Below are 16,125 nucleotides of genomic sequence, written 5' to 3'. Positions count from 1 at the left end.
TCTCATATAAAAGGATAAAACGTGCCAAAATCGATCGATTATTTCTTTTCCATCGGCTCGCCATGGTCGTATCTCGGGCTCGATACGCTTGAGGAACTGGCAGAGCGGCATGTGGTCGAAATCAAGCCTTACCTCGCAACCGTCATTGAGGAAAATGGTGGCATCTTTTCGCGTAATCGTCCGGAAGCCCGTCGCGCTTATGGCACGCAGGATCTCAAGCGATGGGCCAAATTTCGCGGCAAGCCGCTTTTCATTGATGATCGCCCGCCTTTAAGCGACCCTACGCCTGCTTCTTTCAGTGTAATCGCAGCCTATCTCGAAGGACAAAACTGGCTACAGCTGACACGCGCACTTCAATATGCATTCTGGTCTGAGGCAAAGGATATTGGCAAGCCCGAGGTCCGCAGTGCCATCGCGGACGAAGCCGGCTTCAACGGTCAGTATCTGTTGGGTCGTGAAAACGACCACGATGTTCAGGCCAAATGGAAATCGGATCGCGAACATGCCGTTGATAAAGGGGTTTTTGGTTTTCCGACCTACATCTACGATACTGAAACCTACTGGGGACAAGACAATCTCGGCTTTCTAGCGAGCCATCTGCGCGGAGAAACCTATTAATTTCAATTGGCTGCATTAGAAAATTCAGATAATGCAGCCAGTTGTTATATCGGTTGTCAGCGAAGCGCGTATCCACCATCCGGATAAAGGTTAGACCCTGTCACAAACCTGTTTCTCATCAGGTAAAGTACGGTATCGGCAATCTCGGATTCAGTGCCTGGTCTCCCGACAAGCGAATGTTGACGATAATGCTCAAAGGCCATGTCGCGCATTTCCCGCGGACGATTTTGCCAAAGATGGCCGTCAATTGTGCCGGGTGAAATCGTGTTCACCCGGATGGGTGCCAGATCAATCGCCAGCCCGCGACCAAGCCCTTCGATTGCGCTGTTACATGCTGCATAAACTGCGCCACCCTTAATCGGTCTCGCACTGGCTGCTCCCGCCATCAGTGTGATCGAACCAGTCTTATCGAGATGCGGAACAGCGTGCTTCACAGCCCAGTATTGGCCCCAAAACTTTGAACGAAAAGGGCTTTCGATCGCCTCTGTGTCATCGCTGTCGAGACCAGTCACAGTGTAAGTGGCAGCCGGAATGAAAAGATGATCTAAAGCACCGATTGCTCTAAAAAATGTCGCGAGAGATCCGGTGTTGGAGGTATCGACTTCCAGTGCAGTTGATCTCTCTCCCAGAGTTTCCTTAGCCTTTTGAAGCCTTGCAGGATCGCGCGCGCCGATAACGACCTTAGCGCCTGCTTCTATTGCTTTTATTGCGACGGCAAATCCAATTCCCGTACTTCCACCGATCACGACGATTGTCTTATCTTGCAGGGCTTCTGACATTGCTCATCCTTCACAGCGCTGAAACATCGTAAAAGATAATTTATCATGGAGAAAATTTCGCATTTCTGGCATTATTTATATCCACTAACGACAAAAACTATCAGCTGATGATTTCAAACGAACGGTTTAACGGTATCAGGGCATTTGTGCAGGCCGAGCAATCGGGCAGCTTTGCGGCTGCGTCAGCGACATTGGGCCTGTCGCAATCTGCGGTCAGTAAATCTGTCGCGCGACTGGAAGAGCGTCTTGGTGTGCAGTTATTTCATCGCACAACCCGCAGTCTAAGCCTGACCGATGAAGGTCGCATTTATCTTGAAAGCTGCCGTCGGGCGCTAGAAGAGCTTGCGAATGCAGAAACTGCACTTTCTTCCCGAAAAGATGTTCCGTCAGGACGGGTGCGGATTAATCTACCGGATTTGTTTGGCCGAAAATGCGTTGCACCTTTGTTGTTTCAACTCGCACAAGTGCATTCGCAGCTGCATTTTGAAGTAACATTTGAAAACAACGTCGTGAACCTCATCGAAGAGGGGTACGATCTTGCAGTGCGGATTGGTGATCTGCCCGATAGCACGGACCTGATCTCTAAACGCGTGGGGCAGCAGGACGTCATCATTTGCGCATCCTCCTCCTACGTATCGGCCTATGGTAAGCCTCTGAAACTGAGTGACCTTCAAGAGCATTTCTGTGTCACGCAGTTTCGTCGTGGGCGGAATGAACCATGGGTCGTTTTAAACGATTATGGTGAAAAGGTTCGATGCGACATTCGCGCGAACCATAGCTTTGCTGCTTTTGATATGATCGTCGATGCGGGTATTGCTGGCCTGGGGCTTGTGCAGGTACCCCGCTGGCTGGTCGAAGACAAGCTCTTGTCCGGCGCGTTGGTTCAGGTTTTGCCGGATTTTAGAACACCTTCATTACCGATACATATCATATGGCCGGGCGGGCGTGTTCTTCCATCACGCGTGAGAGCAACGATTGATGCTGTCACCGCTGGCTTGCGGTAGGTCGCGCCGCACTCGATAAACGCGGCGCCGTTTAATTTTACTGGCTGGAGAGGCTGTTTCCAGCTCGCGCACCGAGTTCAAAAAGTTTGGAACCTTGTTCGCCACCAATCTCGCGATAGCCAATGATCCTAAACCATTTAACGACATCAGGTCGATCAAGCCAGCTTCTTGAATGTATGGGACGGTCGCCGGAAAGCGCTTGAATTTGCCTTATGTGCTTCCGGCAGAACCGGACTGATCGTGCATTGAAGAAATCTTCCTTCGCTGCGAATAGAGTATCTGTTCCATCATCCGCCTCTTGCCAGGCAATGATCGCCACAACCTTGTCGTCTTCAATCAGTGCATGCGCACGTCCTTCGCGCAGGTTCATGGTAAGATTATCGTAAGCCGACCTTACGTCTTTCCCAGCCGCGATATATTCCGTCGCCATCCGTTCTGAAAGGTCGTGAAAAACGCTTTCCAGATCACCAACATTCGCTGTGCGTGCTTTCATCTTTCTGACCTCCCTTGCTTGTTTTCCTGTGCGCTCAAAGGATAATCCGATTATCCTCTGGCTGATAGGACCGACATCTTCAACGTCAAAACGCTAAGGCCGGTTCCACTTTGAAAATATGTCATGCGCGGTTTGTCGATAAAACCCAATAAAGCAAACCCAGGATATTGGGATAAAGTCTAACATTGTGGTGCGATGGATGCCGGGTAGGATAATCCATGAAATACGAAAATATGAAGTGTAAATTCCTTGAATGATGATTACTGAGCAAGCATATTTCTTAGCTCAATAGGTACGTAGACGTAAAATCACTGGTCTCAATACCGCTCACCGAGAAGCGCTCTCCGAATTTCGTAATAGCCTCAGGAACAATCAATTGAAAAAGTCTCTTCATCTTACGGCGTTTATGCGTCCTGTAAGCCTGCATACTGGCGCTTGGCGATATCCGGGTTCCTATGCTGATGCGAATTTCAATTTCAAGCATCTGAAGGCGTTTGCTCAGAAACTTGAAGCCGCGAAATTTGATGCATTCTTCATGGCGGATCACCTCGCAGTCCTCAATATGCCGGTTGAGGCACTCAAGCGCAGTCATACAGTGACGTCGTTTGAACCATTCACGCTGCTGTCGGCTCTAGCTGCGGTGACTGACAAGATCGGATTAGTGGCGACTGCTTCCACCACATTTGATGAGCCTTATCATATTGCCAGGCGTTTTGCCTCGCTCGATCATATCAGCCAAGGGCGTGCGGCGTGGAATATCGTGACAACATCCAATCCGGATTCAGCACTTAATTTCGGCAAGGAAGAGCATGTCGAACATGGCGAGCGCTACAAGCGGGCGCGCGAGTTTTATGACGTCGTAACGGGGCTTTGGGACAGCTTTGCGGATGATGCTTTCATCCGGGATCAGGAAAGCGGCATCTTCTTTGATCCGTCTAAAATGCATGTTCTTGATCATCATGGCGATGATTTCAATGTGCGTGGGCCACTCAACATCGCGCGTCCTGTACAAGGATGGCCGGTGATTGTTCAGGCTGGCCAATCGGAACCGGGGCGGCAGCTGGCGGCGGAAACCGCGGAAGTGGTGTTCTGCGCGCCACGAGACATTGTTGAATCAAAGAAGCTTTATGCTGATTTGAAATCGCGGTTGACTGCCGCCGGTCGAACGTCATCGTCGCTCAAGATATTGCCCGCAGCCTTTATTGTCCTTGGCGATAGTATTGAGGAAGCCAAGCAGAAGCGTGCAAAGCTCGATAGTCTTGTTCACTATGACAGCGGTATCGCATCGCTATCGATTGCTCTTGGGCATGATGTTTCAGGCTTTGATCCAGATGAGTATTTGCCTCAAATTCCCGAAACCAATGCAAGTAAGTCGGGCAGGGCGCAGGTGCTTAAACTGGCCGAAGAGGAGAAGCTGACTGTCCGACAGCTTGCCCAGCGTTATGGCGGCTATTCGGGGCTTGCTTTCGTCGGAACCATCAAAAGCGTTGCTGATGAAATGCAGAAGTGGCTGGAGGAGGGCGCCAGTGACGGCTTTACGGTTGCATTCCCCTTCCTGCCCGAAGGCCTTGATGATGTAGTGGAAAAATTGGTACCTGAGCTACAGCGTCGTGGTATTTTCCGCACCGATTATGAGGGCAGCACGCTGCGCGAACATCTCGGTCTCCCACGCCCTTCAAATCGCTTTTTCAGCTGAGAATACGTTCGGTAACCTCTAATACTTTCATATTTTTAGCTGGCGACAGGGGGTACGAAGTTGGTGATAACGGAGACGGAACGTCTCCATTATCATCAAAACGTTTTAACGATCCAGCTAGAGCGGTTCCGCTTAAAACGAAGTCGTTGGAACCACTCTATCTCTTTGTTTTTAAGCATTATCCAACGCAAAACCGCTTCATACTTTTGCTGGAAATACTTTAATGCTGGTCGCGGCCTGTTCAAAAAAGTTGATGCCACACTTGGCCGGTCACTTATTCTTCTGAATTTAGCGCTGTGCCACAGGGCGAACCAAAGGTGTCACACGCCTAATAGTGACCCGACGGTTTTCCTGTTCTGCCGCCTGAGTGCGGATTTTCAGGAAGCGCTCTCCATACCCTTGCGTAACAAGATTTTCTGCCGGGATGTCGTAAACTTCCGTGAGCAGGCTCGCAACTGACTCAGCTCGGCGATCTGACAGTATGAGATTTGACCGATCCGATCCTACGGCGTCGGTATGCCCTTCAATGAAGAAAGTTTCGCCGGGGTCTTTTTGAAGGACTTTGTGCATGGCATCAGCAACCTTACGCAGGGTTTTTGCCTGAGACAGTGAAACCTCGGCACTTCCTGTAGCAAAATGAATTGTATCGAGATCGATGCGGCGCACTTTGTCTCTCAGACGTGCGGAATGTCGTACTTCATCGATCGTATAAACACGCTCAACCCGCTCGACCGGAGGTCTTGCCAGAAAGTCGTAAAAATCGCGATCAGGATCATCTGCAACATCTATGATGTAATCACGCACAGGCACTGTCAGGCGCATGGGTGGGAGCTCATAGCCAACATCAACTATAGCTGCGCGCGGTCCGTCATCATATTCCGGCGCGTACATCATTAGATATTCATTACCATCGCGATCGATGCGGGTGCGCTGGAGAATATCGCCGTATCGGTTGTAAACCGTTACGATTTCGTAACCGCCGGGACGCACTATGGTTTCGCGCATGCGACCGCCAGGCAATTCATCATAGTATGAGCGTTCTGCGTCACGACGCAGCCGAGGACGGTCATCGCCACGTACGAAAATACGGTCGCCGACATCTAGAATGACGCGATTGTCAATTTGCTCGATAACCTTCACATTCGTCATACTGTTATCGATATTGTTCACGGCCGTATTATTGATGACCGTGTTATTTATAACCGTATTTTTGATGATGTTGGTCGTTTCCGGCACTGCAAAAGCCGGTGCATCCTTAATCCGCTTACCTTCTTCCTTCAGGTTAGCTTCGATCTTTTGAGAAAGATTATCCTTGATATCATCAGGCATTGCGACCTGAGCTGCTGCGTCATCTGCAGGAGGAGACGTATTTTCTTCTGTCACACGTTGCTGTTCACGCTGCTTGCGGCGATCCTCTCGTGACAGGTTGCCGCCGCGGTTGTCTGCATCTTTGTCGCTATCAAGAACCGCAGCACCATTCTCAACCGGCAAAACAACTGTTTCATCGCTTTTAGCAGGATCTTTGGCTATTTCCCGCTTTTCTTCAGTCGTAAGCTGATCAACGATTTCTGGCTGAGGTGTTGGCACCTCAGGGGAATGATCGACACGCGGTTGCTCCGTTGGTTGTTCAACCGGTGCTTCCGGCTGTGGCTGAGGCGCTTCCTGTACAATTGGCGGCGTTGGCTGTTCTTCTTCACCTTCATTTTTTGAAGGTTGAGCAGCAGGCGCCTCGCTTTTAGTTTCTTCAACTGGGGCCGAGGGTAGATTTTCTATTTCCTGTTTGGCCGATTCTTCCGCAGCTTTCTGCCGGGCCTGTTCTTCTACAGCACGCTGCTGCTCTTCACCTGCTTGATGTTCGGCTGCGTTCCGCTTTGCTTCTTCGGCAGCTTTTTCCTGCGCGCGGGCCTGCTTTTCAGCTTCCTCGTGAGCAATTCTTTTTTCTTCTTCCGCACGTTGCCGCATCTGTTCTTCGGCCGCACGTTGCTCACTCTCAGCTTTCTGTCGAGCTTGCTCTGCCTGATCCTTCAGTTCTTCTTCATTTGCACGCTGCTGCTCAGCAGCGCGCTGCTGTTCGATTGCCTCTCGTTGAGCTTGTTCTGCGATTCTTCGCTGTTCATCTGCCTGACGGTCCGCTTCTTCTTGTGCAGCTCGCTGTTGCTCTTCGGCTTGGCGTCTGTTTTCTTCTTCAGCGGCTCGTTGCTGTTCTTCGGCAGCACGACGCGCTTCTTCCTCGGCTTGCTGCTGCTCAAGATTTTGATCCTGGGGAAACTCTTCGCTGCTATCCTGAGCGAGAATTACCGATGTCTCGGCAGGCTGAGCGATACTCGGCTGTATATCTATAGATAATGAAATTGCTGGAGCGAAAACCGTGGCAAGCAGTACAAGGCGCTTCGAACGAATAGGCATGGCCCTTCTCCTTATAAAGGCAAGTGTCCCCTGCATATACAGGGCACCTTTGATCGCCATCGTTATTTGCAGATTAAGAGCAAAGTACGACGGCTTCACAAAATCGTTAATGGGAGAATTATGAACCTTTGCTGAAAGACAAGAGATAATCAGTTTCTGACAAGATATAAACAAGAGCGGGTAATTCGAATTTACGCCTTAACTTGACTAAAGCGGTATGGTATTAAGCGCGAAAAATCGTTCTCATCTCAAGACATCGGTTGCGAACCTGGCATCCGAGGGTAGCGCCAGCGCATGAAACTACAATCCACTGAAAATACGGATGATGAACTCATTAGCGTTTATTTTCGTCAATTAAAGTGGCTTCGCGATGCGCTTAAGAGACGGGTTAGTTCTCATGAAATAACCGAAGATGCTTTACAGGAGACCTGGCTAAGACTTGCGTCGTTAAAAAGTAAACACCAGGAAATTCGTGACCACCGTGCCTTTATTCTTAGAATTGCGGGCAATATTGCGATTGATCTTTTGCGAAAGGACAAGCGTCATAATGCAAACTGCATCACTGATGACGAGATACTTGCATCGATAGCTGACAGCTATCCATCACCGGAAACCTTCGCGCTGGATCGTGACAATCTTCGCCAACTAGCGATAGCCCTGACACAGATTCCTAAGAATGCATGCTCTGCTCTCCTTTTGGCGCGCTGTGACGGCCTTTCTCACCGGGATATCGCTCGCCAACTTGGTGTTTCCGAAAGCATGGTCGCGCGCTATTTGGCGCAAGCGCTTCGTCATTGTAGAGATCATTTTAGAAACCTTCAATAATCGACCTTTTGAAGGTGCAAGATCTCAGTGCTTCATTCGTCTTAATTGGTAGGTCCATTTCCATTTTTGGTTTAATTGCATGATTTTAGAGCGCCGTTCATCACATGGTTTCTGACAGGAAAAAGTTTGACGTTGATATAGGTCTCAGCGACGCAGCGATTGACTGGGTTGTCAGGCTGAGCTCCGGGCATGCAACGCCCGAAGATCGCGCGCAATTCGATCTCTGGCGACAACAAAGTGAAGAACATGAACTCGCTGCCCTTGAGGCTGAAAGCCTGTGGCATGGCATCGGCGCAACGGGAAATCGGATGCGCAAAGTTGAGCGCAATACAAAATTGACGCGCAGAGTCATGCTCGGTTTAGCGGTAGCTGGTGCAACGGGCGTGGCGTTTCAGCGTGTCGGTATTATCGGACCTCAACTCTATGCTGACTATGTGACAGGTAAAGCAGAACAAAGAACAGTGCGACTTGTCGATGGTTCGACCGTTATCATGAATGGCATGACCGCCTTTTCTTCAAAAATGAGCGAGCATGAACGCCGGTTGTACTTGTATCAGGGTCAGGCGTTGTTTCAGGTCGCAAAAGATGCGTCTCGTCCATTCATAGTTGAAGCCGCTGGTGGTGAAACTCAAGCTTTGGGAACCGCCTTTGACATCGATATAAGCTCCCAAAAGGTCGTTGTTACGGTTACAGAAGGTATAGTCCGTGTGTCCAGTGGAGGAGGGGTGAGCGCTATTGATGGTGGTTCTGTGAGAGTGGCCGCTAACCAACGCGTTAGCTATCAGTCTCATGTTAAACCGTCTCTCCCCGAAGATGTGGATGCCGAGATTGAAACTGCCTGGCGGCGCGGCAAGCTTATTTTTAATGCCAAGCCACTAAGCGAAGTTGTGGATGCTGTGTCGCGCAATCGTTCTGGCAAAATTATTATTGCCAACAGCCAGTTGAGCTCACTCGAGGTGACCGGCGTTTTTGATCTTGCGCAGCCGGAAACTGTACTCGAAACAATTGAAAAAACGTTACCTGTATCTGTCACGCGGATGCCATTTGTAACCATCTTGCGATAGGCCGATGCATGGTGGCAATTAGATGAATTTTATAATCAAGTTTTTTATTATTTTTGGTGTAAGATTCAGGAATTCGTTTCGTCCTTGAAACTGAGAGGCTGAGTGAGCTGCTTGAAAGCTGGCTCTTCGGTTGAGAAAATGATCAGGACGGGCAAAGTTTCATGCGTAATATATTTAGGAATAAGAATAAGCGGTCACTGTCACGGAGCACAATTAAAGGCAGTCTGTTCGCATCCGTTGCGATAATCAGCACAATTCCGGTTCCTTATTTCAGTGCCGCATATGCTCAGCAGGCCTCAGTACAAACAATCGCATTTGACATTCGCTCGCAGAAAATGGGCGGTGCACTCACCGCCTTTGCGGACCGTGCAGGATTGAAATTGCTGCTGCAATCGAGTTTGGTTGCGGGAAAAACAAGCCAGTCGGTCCGAGGTAACTTTACACCCGAACAAGCACTTTCAAGGCTTCTTTCCGGTTCCGGTCTTACTTATCGTATTGATGGCACAACGGTTACGGTTGCCAATCCCGCACGTGATTTTCAATTTGCGCCGGACGCGTTAAACACCACTCTGCTCGATACAATAACAGTCAGTGGCGGCAATGGCGTTGCCGCAGCTGAAGCGCCTTATTATACGCCGGCACCAACGGCCTACATTTCCGAACAATCTATTGAGCGCTTCCGAGGCGCCAGCCCAGCGGATATTTTCCGGGGAACGGCTGGCGTCATGTCTGCTGAGGCTCGCAATGGCGCAGGTTCTATCGATGTCAATATTCGCGGCATGCAGGGGATGGGCCGCGTTAAAACGACGATTGATGGTGCGGAAAATGCAATCAACATTTACCAGGGGTATCAGGGCATTTCAAACCGGACCTTTGTTGATCCTGATCTGCTGGCAGGCATTGAAATTCAGAAAGGATCGGACGCAGCGTCCAGCGGCATCGCTGGTACGGTCGCCATGCGCACTGTTGAAGCGGGTGATATTGTCAAGGAAGGCAACCGCTTCGGCATTCGTGTGAAAGGTGGTTTTGGGACCAATTCAAGCAAGCCAGTACAGAATACCGTTGCCGGATATGAGGTCATTAATAGAGGTTACGCTGGTCCTCAGATTAATGATCCGGAACTACCAGACTACGATAGCCTTTTCATACCTTCGGTTACATCCAGCGAAGATACAATGCACAGACCGGCTTTTCTGGAACCCACCAATGGGTCGGGAAGCATTGTAACTGCAATGAAAGACGAGCAGTTTGAATTTCTCGCCGGTTATGCTTACCGCAAACGCGGGAATTATTATGCTGGAAAACATGGAACCGCGGCCGAGGTCATTGAACGAGGTCCGTCGTCAGTCTGCAACACGCTGTCGTGTCAGTTATATCCAAGCGATCCCTATAACTGGATGTGGTATCCGCAATATATGGAGCATACGGGACTCACAAACTATCGCGCAGGTGAACAAGTTCTCAACACACAGCTTGAAACAAAATCGTGGTTGGTTAAAGGAAAGTATAAATTTGGTGACGGTCACAGTATTCAAGTGGGATATACGGGCTTCCAGAGTATAGCGGCTGATCGTATGGCTTCTAACCTCAATGGGCTTGGTGCAAGAGCTCGTCAGCAGAGTGGAACAACAGATGCTGATATTCATACTGGCACATTTAAATATCGTTGGAAGCCCGAAGAGAACGATCTGATTAATGTCAAATCGAACATCTGGGTAACGCGTCTTGAGCAGCGTAGCCCTCCTGCTTACGGTGGCAATGTTGGTGCACCGGCAGGCTTCAAGTCTGGCCCTGATTTATGGACTTGGGGAGCGGATGTCAGCAACGAATCTCATCTCAATACGAGATATGGCGAACTCGATCTAACCTATGGCGCATCTTACAAACTTGAAGATACCTCCCCGTCTGAAGGCACGCGTAAATGGGATACGTGGCTTGATCTGCGTGACGGAAAACGTGAAGAGGCTGCAACCTATATTAAGGCAGCATACAAACCGGTTGATTGGCTCACTTTGAATGGTGGCCTGCGCTATTCCTATATGTGGTCGAAGGACAGAAGTAATCCGACCGTCATTCTACCTGAGATGGATTATTCCATGGCAGCCGTTAAAGAAGGGGGATTCAGCCCATCAATCGGCGTTACGGTTGAGCCCGTTAAAGGCACCCAGTTTTATACAAACTACTCCAGTACGCTTCGTGCTCCGAGTATCATGGAATCCGTCACAGCGTTTAGCATGAATGTAAATGCCGATACGAAGGCAGAACGCTCAAATAACTGGGAAATTGGTGTAAACTTTGTTGAAGACGGTCTCATTGCCAATACAGATCAGGCGATGTTGAAGTTTGGATACTTTAATTGGGATGTTCAGGATTATATCGCTCGCGAGTGGTACAAAGACCCAAATAAAATTTATCCAGGAATGCGCATAATCAATATTGATCGCGCAAAATTCTCCGGGCTTGAACTTTCGGCCCGCTATGACCTTGGTGGATTTAGCGCAGAACTTGCAGCAAACTATTATTTGAATGTGGAGTTTTGCCGAACGTCTGAAACTTGCGAAGACAAGTCGCTTTATGCGGATTACTCAACCAATGCTATTCCGCCTAAGTATGGAATTGATCTGACATTGTCGCAGAAACTGCTGGAAGAGGCTCTCACTGTCGGCGGTCGCGTGTCTTATGTTTCAAATCGCGCAATCGGCCACGGTGATGCGACAGCACAAGGCATGTCGCAATTCATTAGACAGATCGAATGGGAACCATACGCACTTGTCGACTTGTTCGCAGAATATAAGCTCAACGAAAATTATACTGCTGCTGTTCGGGTGGAGAACCTGACTGACAGGTATTATGTCGATCCACTTAGTCTTGTTCAACAGCCGGGACCAGGTCGCACATTCTATGCATCATTGACTGCTAGTTTCTGACTACAGCTACAAAGGCTCCCTTATTTAAATTTGGGAGCCTTTCATTATTATTTAGAATACCACCATTTCGTTTTCTCTGAATTTCCTCATCCCTAAAAATTTCAGGGCCGGTGAACGTGGTGGAAAGCGATCAGTAGCTGGCCCTCTTATTCCATCAGTGTGAAGGCGCTTGAATTGTTAACCTCTTTTGGGTTCTGAAATCGTTTGGGCTGCGTTCTGAATAAGTGGCCCAAAACTGTCGCTGAAACCTTCCGGCGTCCATTCTTGCAAGCTGCCAGCGACGTGGATTGCGCCCACAGGCTTGCCACGCCAGTCCATAATTGGCGCTCCTATCACCACCTCATGATTCAGAAGCTGGCTACATAATAAAGAATGCCCACGTTCACGCGCAGCACGCACATATTCCATGACCCCCTCCAGATCACGCACGGTATGCGGCGTAAATGGAGTCATATCCGAGCGATTGACGATATCAGCAATTGTTTCGTCCGGCAGCCGAGAAAGAATGGCTACCCCGCCCGCAGTGCAATAAGTCGGTACGGCGTTCCCAACAATTGTCGCGCTAAACACCTCATGTTTTGAAGGCATGCGCAGAGCGTAAATCACGCGCACATCATCAAAAAGCGAGAGGTCAACGCGCTCACTAACACGCCGCCTGAGTTCCAGCATGACAGGATTTGCACGCTGCAACATCGGGTTGAGGCGCAATAAATCATGCGTCATATCGAGTATACGTAAGCCCGGCAGATAGCCCCTGTCTTCGGGGTCACGCGCCAGCATATTCAGCTTTAGAAGCGAGTGAACAATGCGCTGTGCAGCACTCCTGTCAATGCCCGCAGCAGTTGCAACCTGACTGAGCGACAAAGGATGTCGAGCGCTTTGGAATGCGGACATTACGGCAACTGTCCTCGCGACCGATCGCAAGAACAACGGATCATCGTTAAAGGCCTCTGCCTCTTCCGGATCAAAAGTAGATATTCCGCGCAAGTCCCGAAATGTGTTCATGAGAAACAGCTTTAATCCAGATTCAGTGATTGACAAGCGTCAAAGTTGGTCCCTATCATAAAAAATCAATATAGATGTATCGCTCACAGATACACGTAATAGCCCGAGGGGGCAAACAGGAAAATGGGAGTACGCTCGTGTCAAAACGCGTGGCTGTGGCTGGCTTTTTGCATGAAACGAACACTTTTGCTGCCACTCCAGCAACATTGGCAGCGTTCGTTCAGGGTGGCGGATATATTCCGCTTTCACGCGGTGATGCGATTTTAGAAAATGCGCAGAACGTCAATCTTGGTATCGCCGGTGCATTGAAATTTGCACGGGAAGCTGAGTGGGAAATTGTGCCGATCCTATGGGCCGGCGCTATCCCTTCAGCACCTGTTACAAACGATGCTTATGAAACAATCGTCTCCGAGATTGTCGAGGGCTTAAAGGATTGCGGTCCGCTCGATGGTATCTTCATCGACCTGCATGGTGCTATGGTTGCTGAGCACGTTGATGATGGGGAAGGTGAACTTCTGGAGCGTGTGCGTGCGGTGCGCCCAAATGAGCCGTTATCGGTAGCACTCGATCTGCATGGTAATATCACAAAGCGCATGTTCGACCATGCCGACGTCATGGTCGGTTTCCGCACCTATCCGCATATCGATATGGCCGAAACCGGTTATCGCGCGGCGGAAGCACTGCAGGCACTGATGGACAAGCCTGAAGGCTGGCATAAGGCAATGCGGCAGGGTGACTATCTCATTCCGATTGCATGGCAATGCACGGATGAACAGCCCGCCAAGAGGCTTTACGGCATGACAATTGATCTGCCAGAAAAAGTGCTGACGGCTTCGCTGTTCATGGGCTTTCCAGCGGCTGACTTTGCAGAATGCGGTCCATCCGTTTTTGCTTATGGCTGGGATAGGCAGGCAGTCGAGGCTTGCGCTGACAATATCTTGGCAGCACTGGTTGCGGCAGAGCCTGCCTTTGCAGGTACGGCCTATCAGGCTGAAGAAGGCGTTGCGAAAGCCATTGAGCTTTCCCGGGGTGCAAGCCGTCCGATTATTATTGCTGATACACAGGATAATCCTGGTGCGGGTGGCAGTTCGGATACGACTGGAATGTTGCGCGCACTGGTTTCAGGTGGTGCAGAACGCGCTTCTATCGGCTGTATTCATGATCCTGAAGCAGCAAGGATCGCGCATCAGGCAGGCGAGGGGGCGGAAGTTGAAATCGCGCTCGGCGGCAAATCGGGTATTTCAGGTGACGAACCCTATAGAGGCAAGTTTATCGTTGAAAAACTGTCCGATGGAAAGGCGCATGCAACAGGCCCTTATTATGGCGGAACCTGGCTTGATATGGGGCCATCTGCCTGTTTAAGGCTCGGCGGAACGCGCGTCGTCGTGACTACAAATCTGGCACAGATGGCAGATCGCGCGCTTTATCGCATGGTCGGCATTGAGCCGGAACAGGAAGCTATTCTGGTCAATAAGAGTTCAGTGCATTTTCGCGCAGACTTCGCACCCATCGCCGAAAAGCTTCTCGTCTGCACCGCTCCCGGCGCAATGCCTCTCAGCCCCGCAAAACTATCATGGAAGAATTTGCGTTCAGGTATCCGGCTTGAGCCGCTGGGAGACACATTCAAATAAAACAACAATAACAACCTTCAGAGGAACCAAGTATATGACGTTTTTTAAACCACCACACACTGGGCCTATCCTCCGCAAACTCAAATATGGCATTGCCGCTTCGCTGATTGCGTTGAGTGCCGGTCATGCCGCAGCAGAAACCACACTGACTGCTGTCATGCACTCGGATCTACGTATGCTCGATCCGGTAATCACCACAGCTCATATCACGCGCGATCATGCCTACATGATTTATGATGTGCTGGTTGCAGTTGATGAAAACTTCAAGCCGCAGCCGCAGATGGCAGAGTGGACCGTTTCGGACGACGGCAAGACTTATACGTTCACATTGCGCGATGGTCTCAAATTCCATGATGGCGCGCCTGTGACAGCTGCAGATGCTGTGGCATCGCTTGAGCGTTGGGCCAAGCGCGATACCGGTGGCCAGCTGATCATGGACATCACGGATTCGCTGAAAGCGAACGACGATAAAACAATTGTCTGGACGCTCAAGGAACCATTTGCACCCTTCCTCGATACGATAGCCAAACAATCCGCTCTTCCGCCATTTATTATGCCAGCTCGTATTGCTGCGACGCCTGCCGATACGGCCATTACTGAACATATCGGTTCGGGTCCGTTTAAGTTCGTACCTGCTGAATTTCAGCCGGGTGTGGGTGTGACCTACATAAAGAACGAAGACTACGTGCCACGCAGCGAGCCAGCGAGCTGGATGGCAGGCGGCAAGGTCGTCAATGTCGATAAGGTTCGCTGGGTCACTATGACGGATGCGCAAACCGCTGCAAATGCGCTGACAAGCGGAGAAATCGACTACATTGAACAGGTTCCAGTCGATCTGGTGCCGCTGTTTGAAGGCGATAATTCGGTTGTTTTGGAACAGCGCGATCCGCTCGGCTATCAAACCATGGGGCGGTTTAACTTTAAACATCCGCCATTCAACAACCCGGACATTCGCCGTGCTGCCTTCCTGGCCATGTCGCAGGAACCGGTGCTGGCTGCTCTTATGGCCGATCCGAACTACTATAAGGTTTGCGGCGCAATTTTTGGCTGTGGCACACCAAATGCGACCGATGTCGGCTCCGAAACTATTGTTGCACAGGGTGATGTCGAAGAAGCAAAGGCGTTGCTTAAAAAGGCAGGTTATGACGGAACGCCGGTTGTATTGATGCAGCCAACAGATGTTTCCAGCCTTTCGCCACAGCCAGTTGTTGCCGCGCAGCAACTGCGTGCGGCTGGTTTCACAGTCGATATGCAGCCGATGGACTGGCAAACACTGGTAGGCCGTCGCGCATCGAAAGATGAGCCCTCCAAGGGAGGCTGGAATATGTTCTTCACCAACTGGCAGATTCCAGAACTATCAACGCCATTGAATTCAGTCATGCTGAACGGTCGTGGTGAGCAGGGCTGGTTTGGCTGGCCGGAAGACGAGAAGATTGAAGCACTGAAAAAGGAATATATCGCAGCAAAAACACCTGAAGAGCAGAAAGCTGCGGTTGAGAAAATACAGGCTCAGACACTGGAAAATGTTCTCTACATTCCGCTCGGTGAATATAACCCGCCGCAGGCCCGCAGAAGCAATGTCGTTGATATGCTTGGCTCGCCCGTTCCCGTCTTCTGGAATGTGAAAAAGACTGAGGAATAATCCGCCCGCAGCTATCGCGATGCACGCGATAGCTC

12 protein-coding genes and 1 pseudogene are annotated in these 16,125 nt (G+C 50.2%); 9 read left to right on the top strand and 4 right to left on the bottom strand.

Features of this window, described 5'->3' with window-relative positions; translation table 11 throughout:
• Positions 1-21 precede the first annotated feature (21 nt).
• The gene (locus H5024_RS17695; RefSeq protein ID WP_187548416.1) at positions 22-618 is read left to right on the top strand and encodes a 2-hydroxychromene-2-carboxylate isomerase; all 597 of its coding nucleotides are present in this window, start codon (positions 22-24) and stop codon (positions 616-618) included.
• Between the two features lie 56 nt (positions 619-674).
• Here H5024_RS17695 and H5024_RS17690 read toward each other — a convergent pair whose 3' ends face one another.
• A complete protein-coding gene (locus tag H5024_RS17690; RefSeq protein WP_187548414.1) occupies positions 675-1,397 on the bottom strand; it encodes an SDR family oxidoreductase in 723 nt (240 codons plus the stop codon).
• A 107-nt stretch (positions 1,398-1,504) separates the two neighbouring features.
• Between H5024_RS17690 and H5024_RS17685 the strand changes: the two genes are divergently transcribed.
• Entirely contained in the window at positions 1,505-2,401 is an 897-nt protein-coding gene (locus H5024_RS17685) for a LysR family transcriptional regulator (RefSeq protein WP_187548413.1), read from the top strand.
• A 37-nt stretch (positions 2,402-2,438) separates the two neighbouring features.
• On the opposite strand, the gene H5024_RS17680 is transcribed toward H5024_RS17685, so the two are convergent.
• On the bottom strand, positions 2,439-2,894 hold the full coding sequence (locus H5024_RS17680) for a hypothetical protein (protein ID WP_187548412.1): 456 nt from the start codon (positions 2,892-2,894) through the stop codon (positions 2,439-2,441).
• Between the two features lie 406 nt (positions 2,895-3,300).
• On the opposite strand from H5024_RS17680, the gene H5024_RS17675 reads away from it, so the two are divergent.
• On the top strand, positions 3,301-4,590 hold the full coding sequence (locus H5024_RS17675) for an LLM class flavin-dependent oxidoreductase (protein WP_187548686.1): 1,290 nt from the start codon (positions 3,301-3,303) through the stop codon (positions 4,588-4,590).
• 288 nt (positions 4,591-4,878) lie between these two features.
• Here H5024_RS17675 and H5024_RS17670 read toward each other — a convergent pair whose 3' ends face one another.
• Positions 4,879-6,996, bottom strand: coding sequence for an OmpA family protein (locus H5024_RS17670; protein ID WP_187548411.1), 2,118 nt, complete (start codon positions 6,994-6,996; stop codon positions 4,879-4,881).
• A 294-nt stretch (positions 6,997-7,290) separates the two neighbouring features.
• Between H5024_RS17670 and H5024_RS17665 the strand changes: the two genes are divergently transcribed.
• The 4 genes and pseudogenes from H5024_RS17665 (at position 7,291) to H5024_RS17655 (ending at position 11,812) form a co-directional block, all read left to right on the top strand.
• Positions 7,291-7,821 carry an RNA polymerase sigma factor gene (locus H5024_RS17665; protein ID WP_187548410.1) on the top strand — a complete coding sequence of 177 codons (531 nt, stop codon included), beginning with the start codon at positions 7,291-7,293 and terminating at the stop codon, positions 7,819-7,821.
• Positions 7,822-7,925: 104 nt separating this feature from the next.
• Positions 7,926-8,087, top strand: a pseudogene (locus tag H5024_RS21355) (FecR/PupR family sigma factor regulator); the annotation flags it as partial.
• Between the two features lie 42 nt (positions 8,088-8,129).
• Positions 8,130-8,885 (top strand): FecR domain-containing protein, encoded by a 756-nt coding sequence (locus H5024_RS17660; protein ID WP_247875379.1) that lies wholly within the window; start codon positions 8,130-8,132, stop codon positions 8,883-8,885.
• Between the two features lie 335 nt (positions 8,886-9,220).
• A complete protein-coding gene (locus H5024_RS17655) occupies positions 9,221-11,812 on the top strand; it encodes a TonB-dependent receptor (RefSeq protein ID WP_247875333.1) in 2,592 nt (863 codons plus the stop codon).
• A gap of 177 nt (positions 11,813-11,989) precedes the next feature.
• On the opposite strand, the gene H5024_RS17650 is transcribed toward H5024_RS17655, so the two are convergent.
• On the bottom strand, positions 11,990-12,817 hold the full coding sequence (locus H5024_RS17650; protein ID WP_187548405.1) for an IclR family transcriptional regulator: 828 nt from the start codon (positions 12,815-12,817) through the stop codon (positions 11,990-11,992).
• 137 nt (positions 12,818-12,954) lie between these two features.
• Here H5024_RS17650 and H5024_RS17645 point away from each other — a divergent pair, with 137 nt between their 5' ends.
• Together H5024_RS17645 and H5024_RS17640 are read left to right on the top strand one after the other, a co-directional pair.
• Positions 12,955-14,448, top strand: coding sequence for a M81 family metallopeptidase (locus H5024_RS17645; RefSeq protein ID WP_187548404.1), 1,494 nt, complete (start codon positions 12,955-12,957; stop codon positions 14,446-14,448).
• A 34-nt stretch (positions 14,449-14,482) separates the two neighbouring features.
• Positions 14,483-16,090 carry an ABC transporter substrate-binding protein gene (locus H5024_RS17640; protein WP_187548403.1) on the top strand — a complete coding sequence of 536 codons (1,608 nt, stop codon included), beginning with the start codon at positions 14,483-14,485 and terminating at the stop codon, positions 16,088-16,090.
• The last annotated feature ends 35 nt before the right edge of the window (positions 16,091-16,125 follow it).

The sequence above is a fragment of the Ochrobactrum sp. Marseille-Q0166 genome, from assembly GCF_014397025.1.
GTDB lineage: Bacteria > Pseudomonadota > Alphaproteobacteria > Rhizobiales > Rhizobiaceae > Brucella.
The sequence above is the reverse complement of the archived record's forward strand: the minus strand, read 5'-3'. Positions and strand labels throughout refer to the sequence as shown.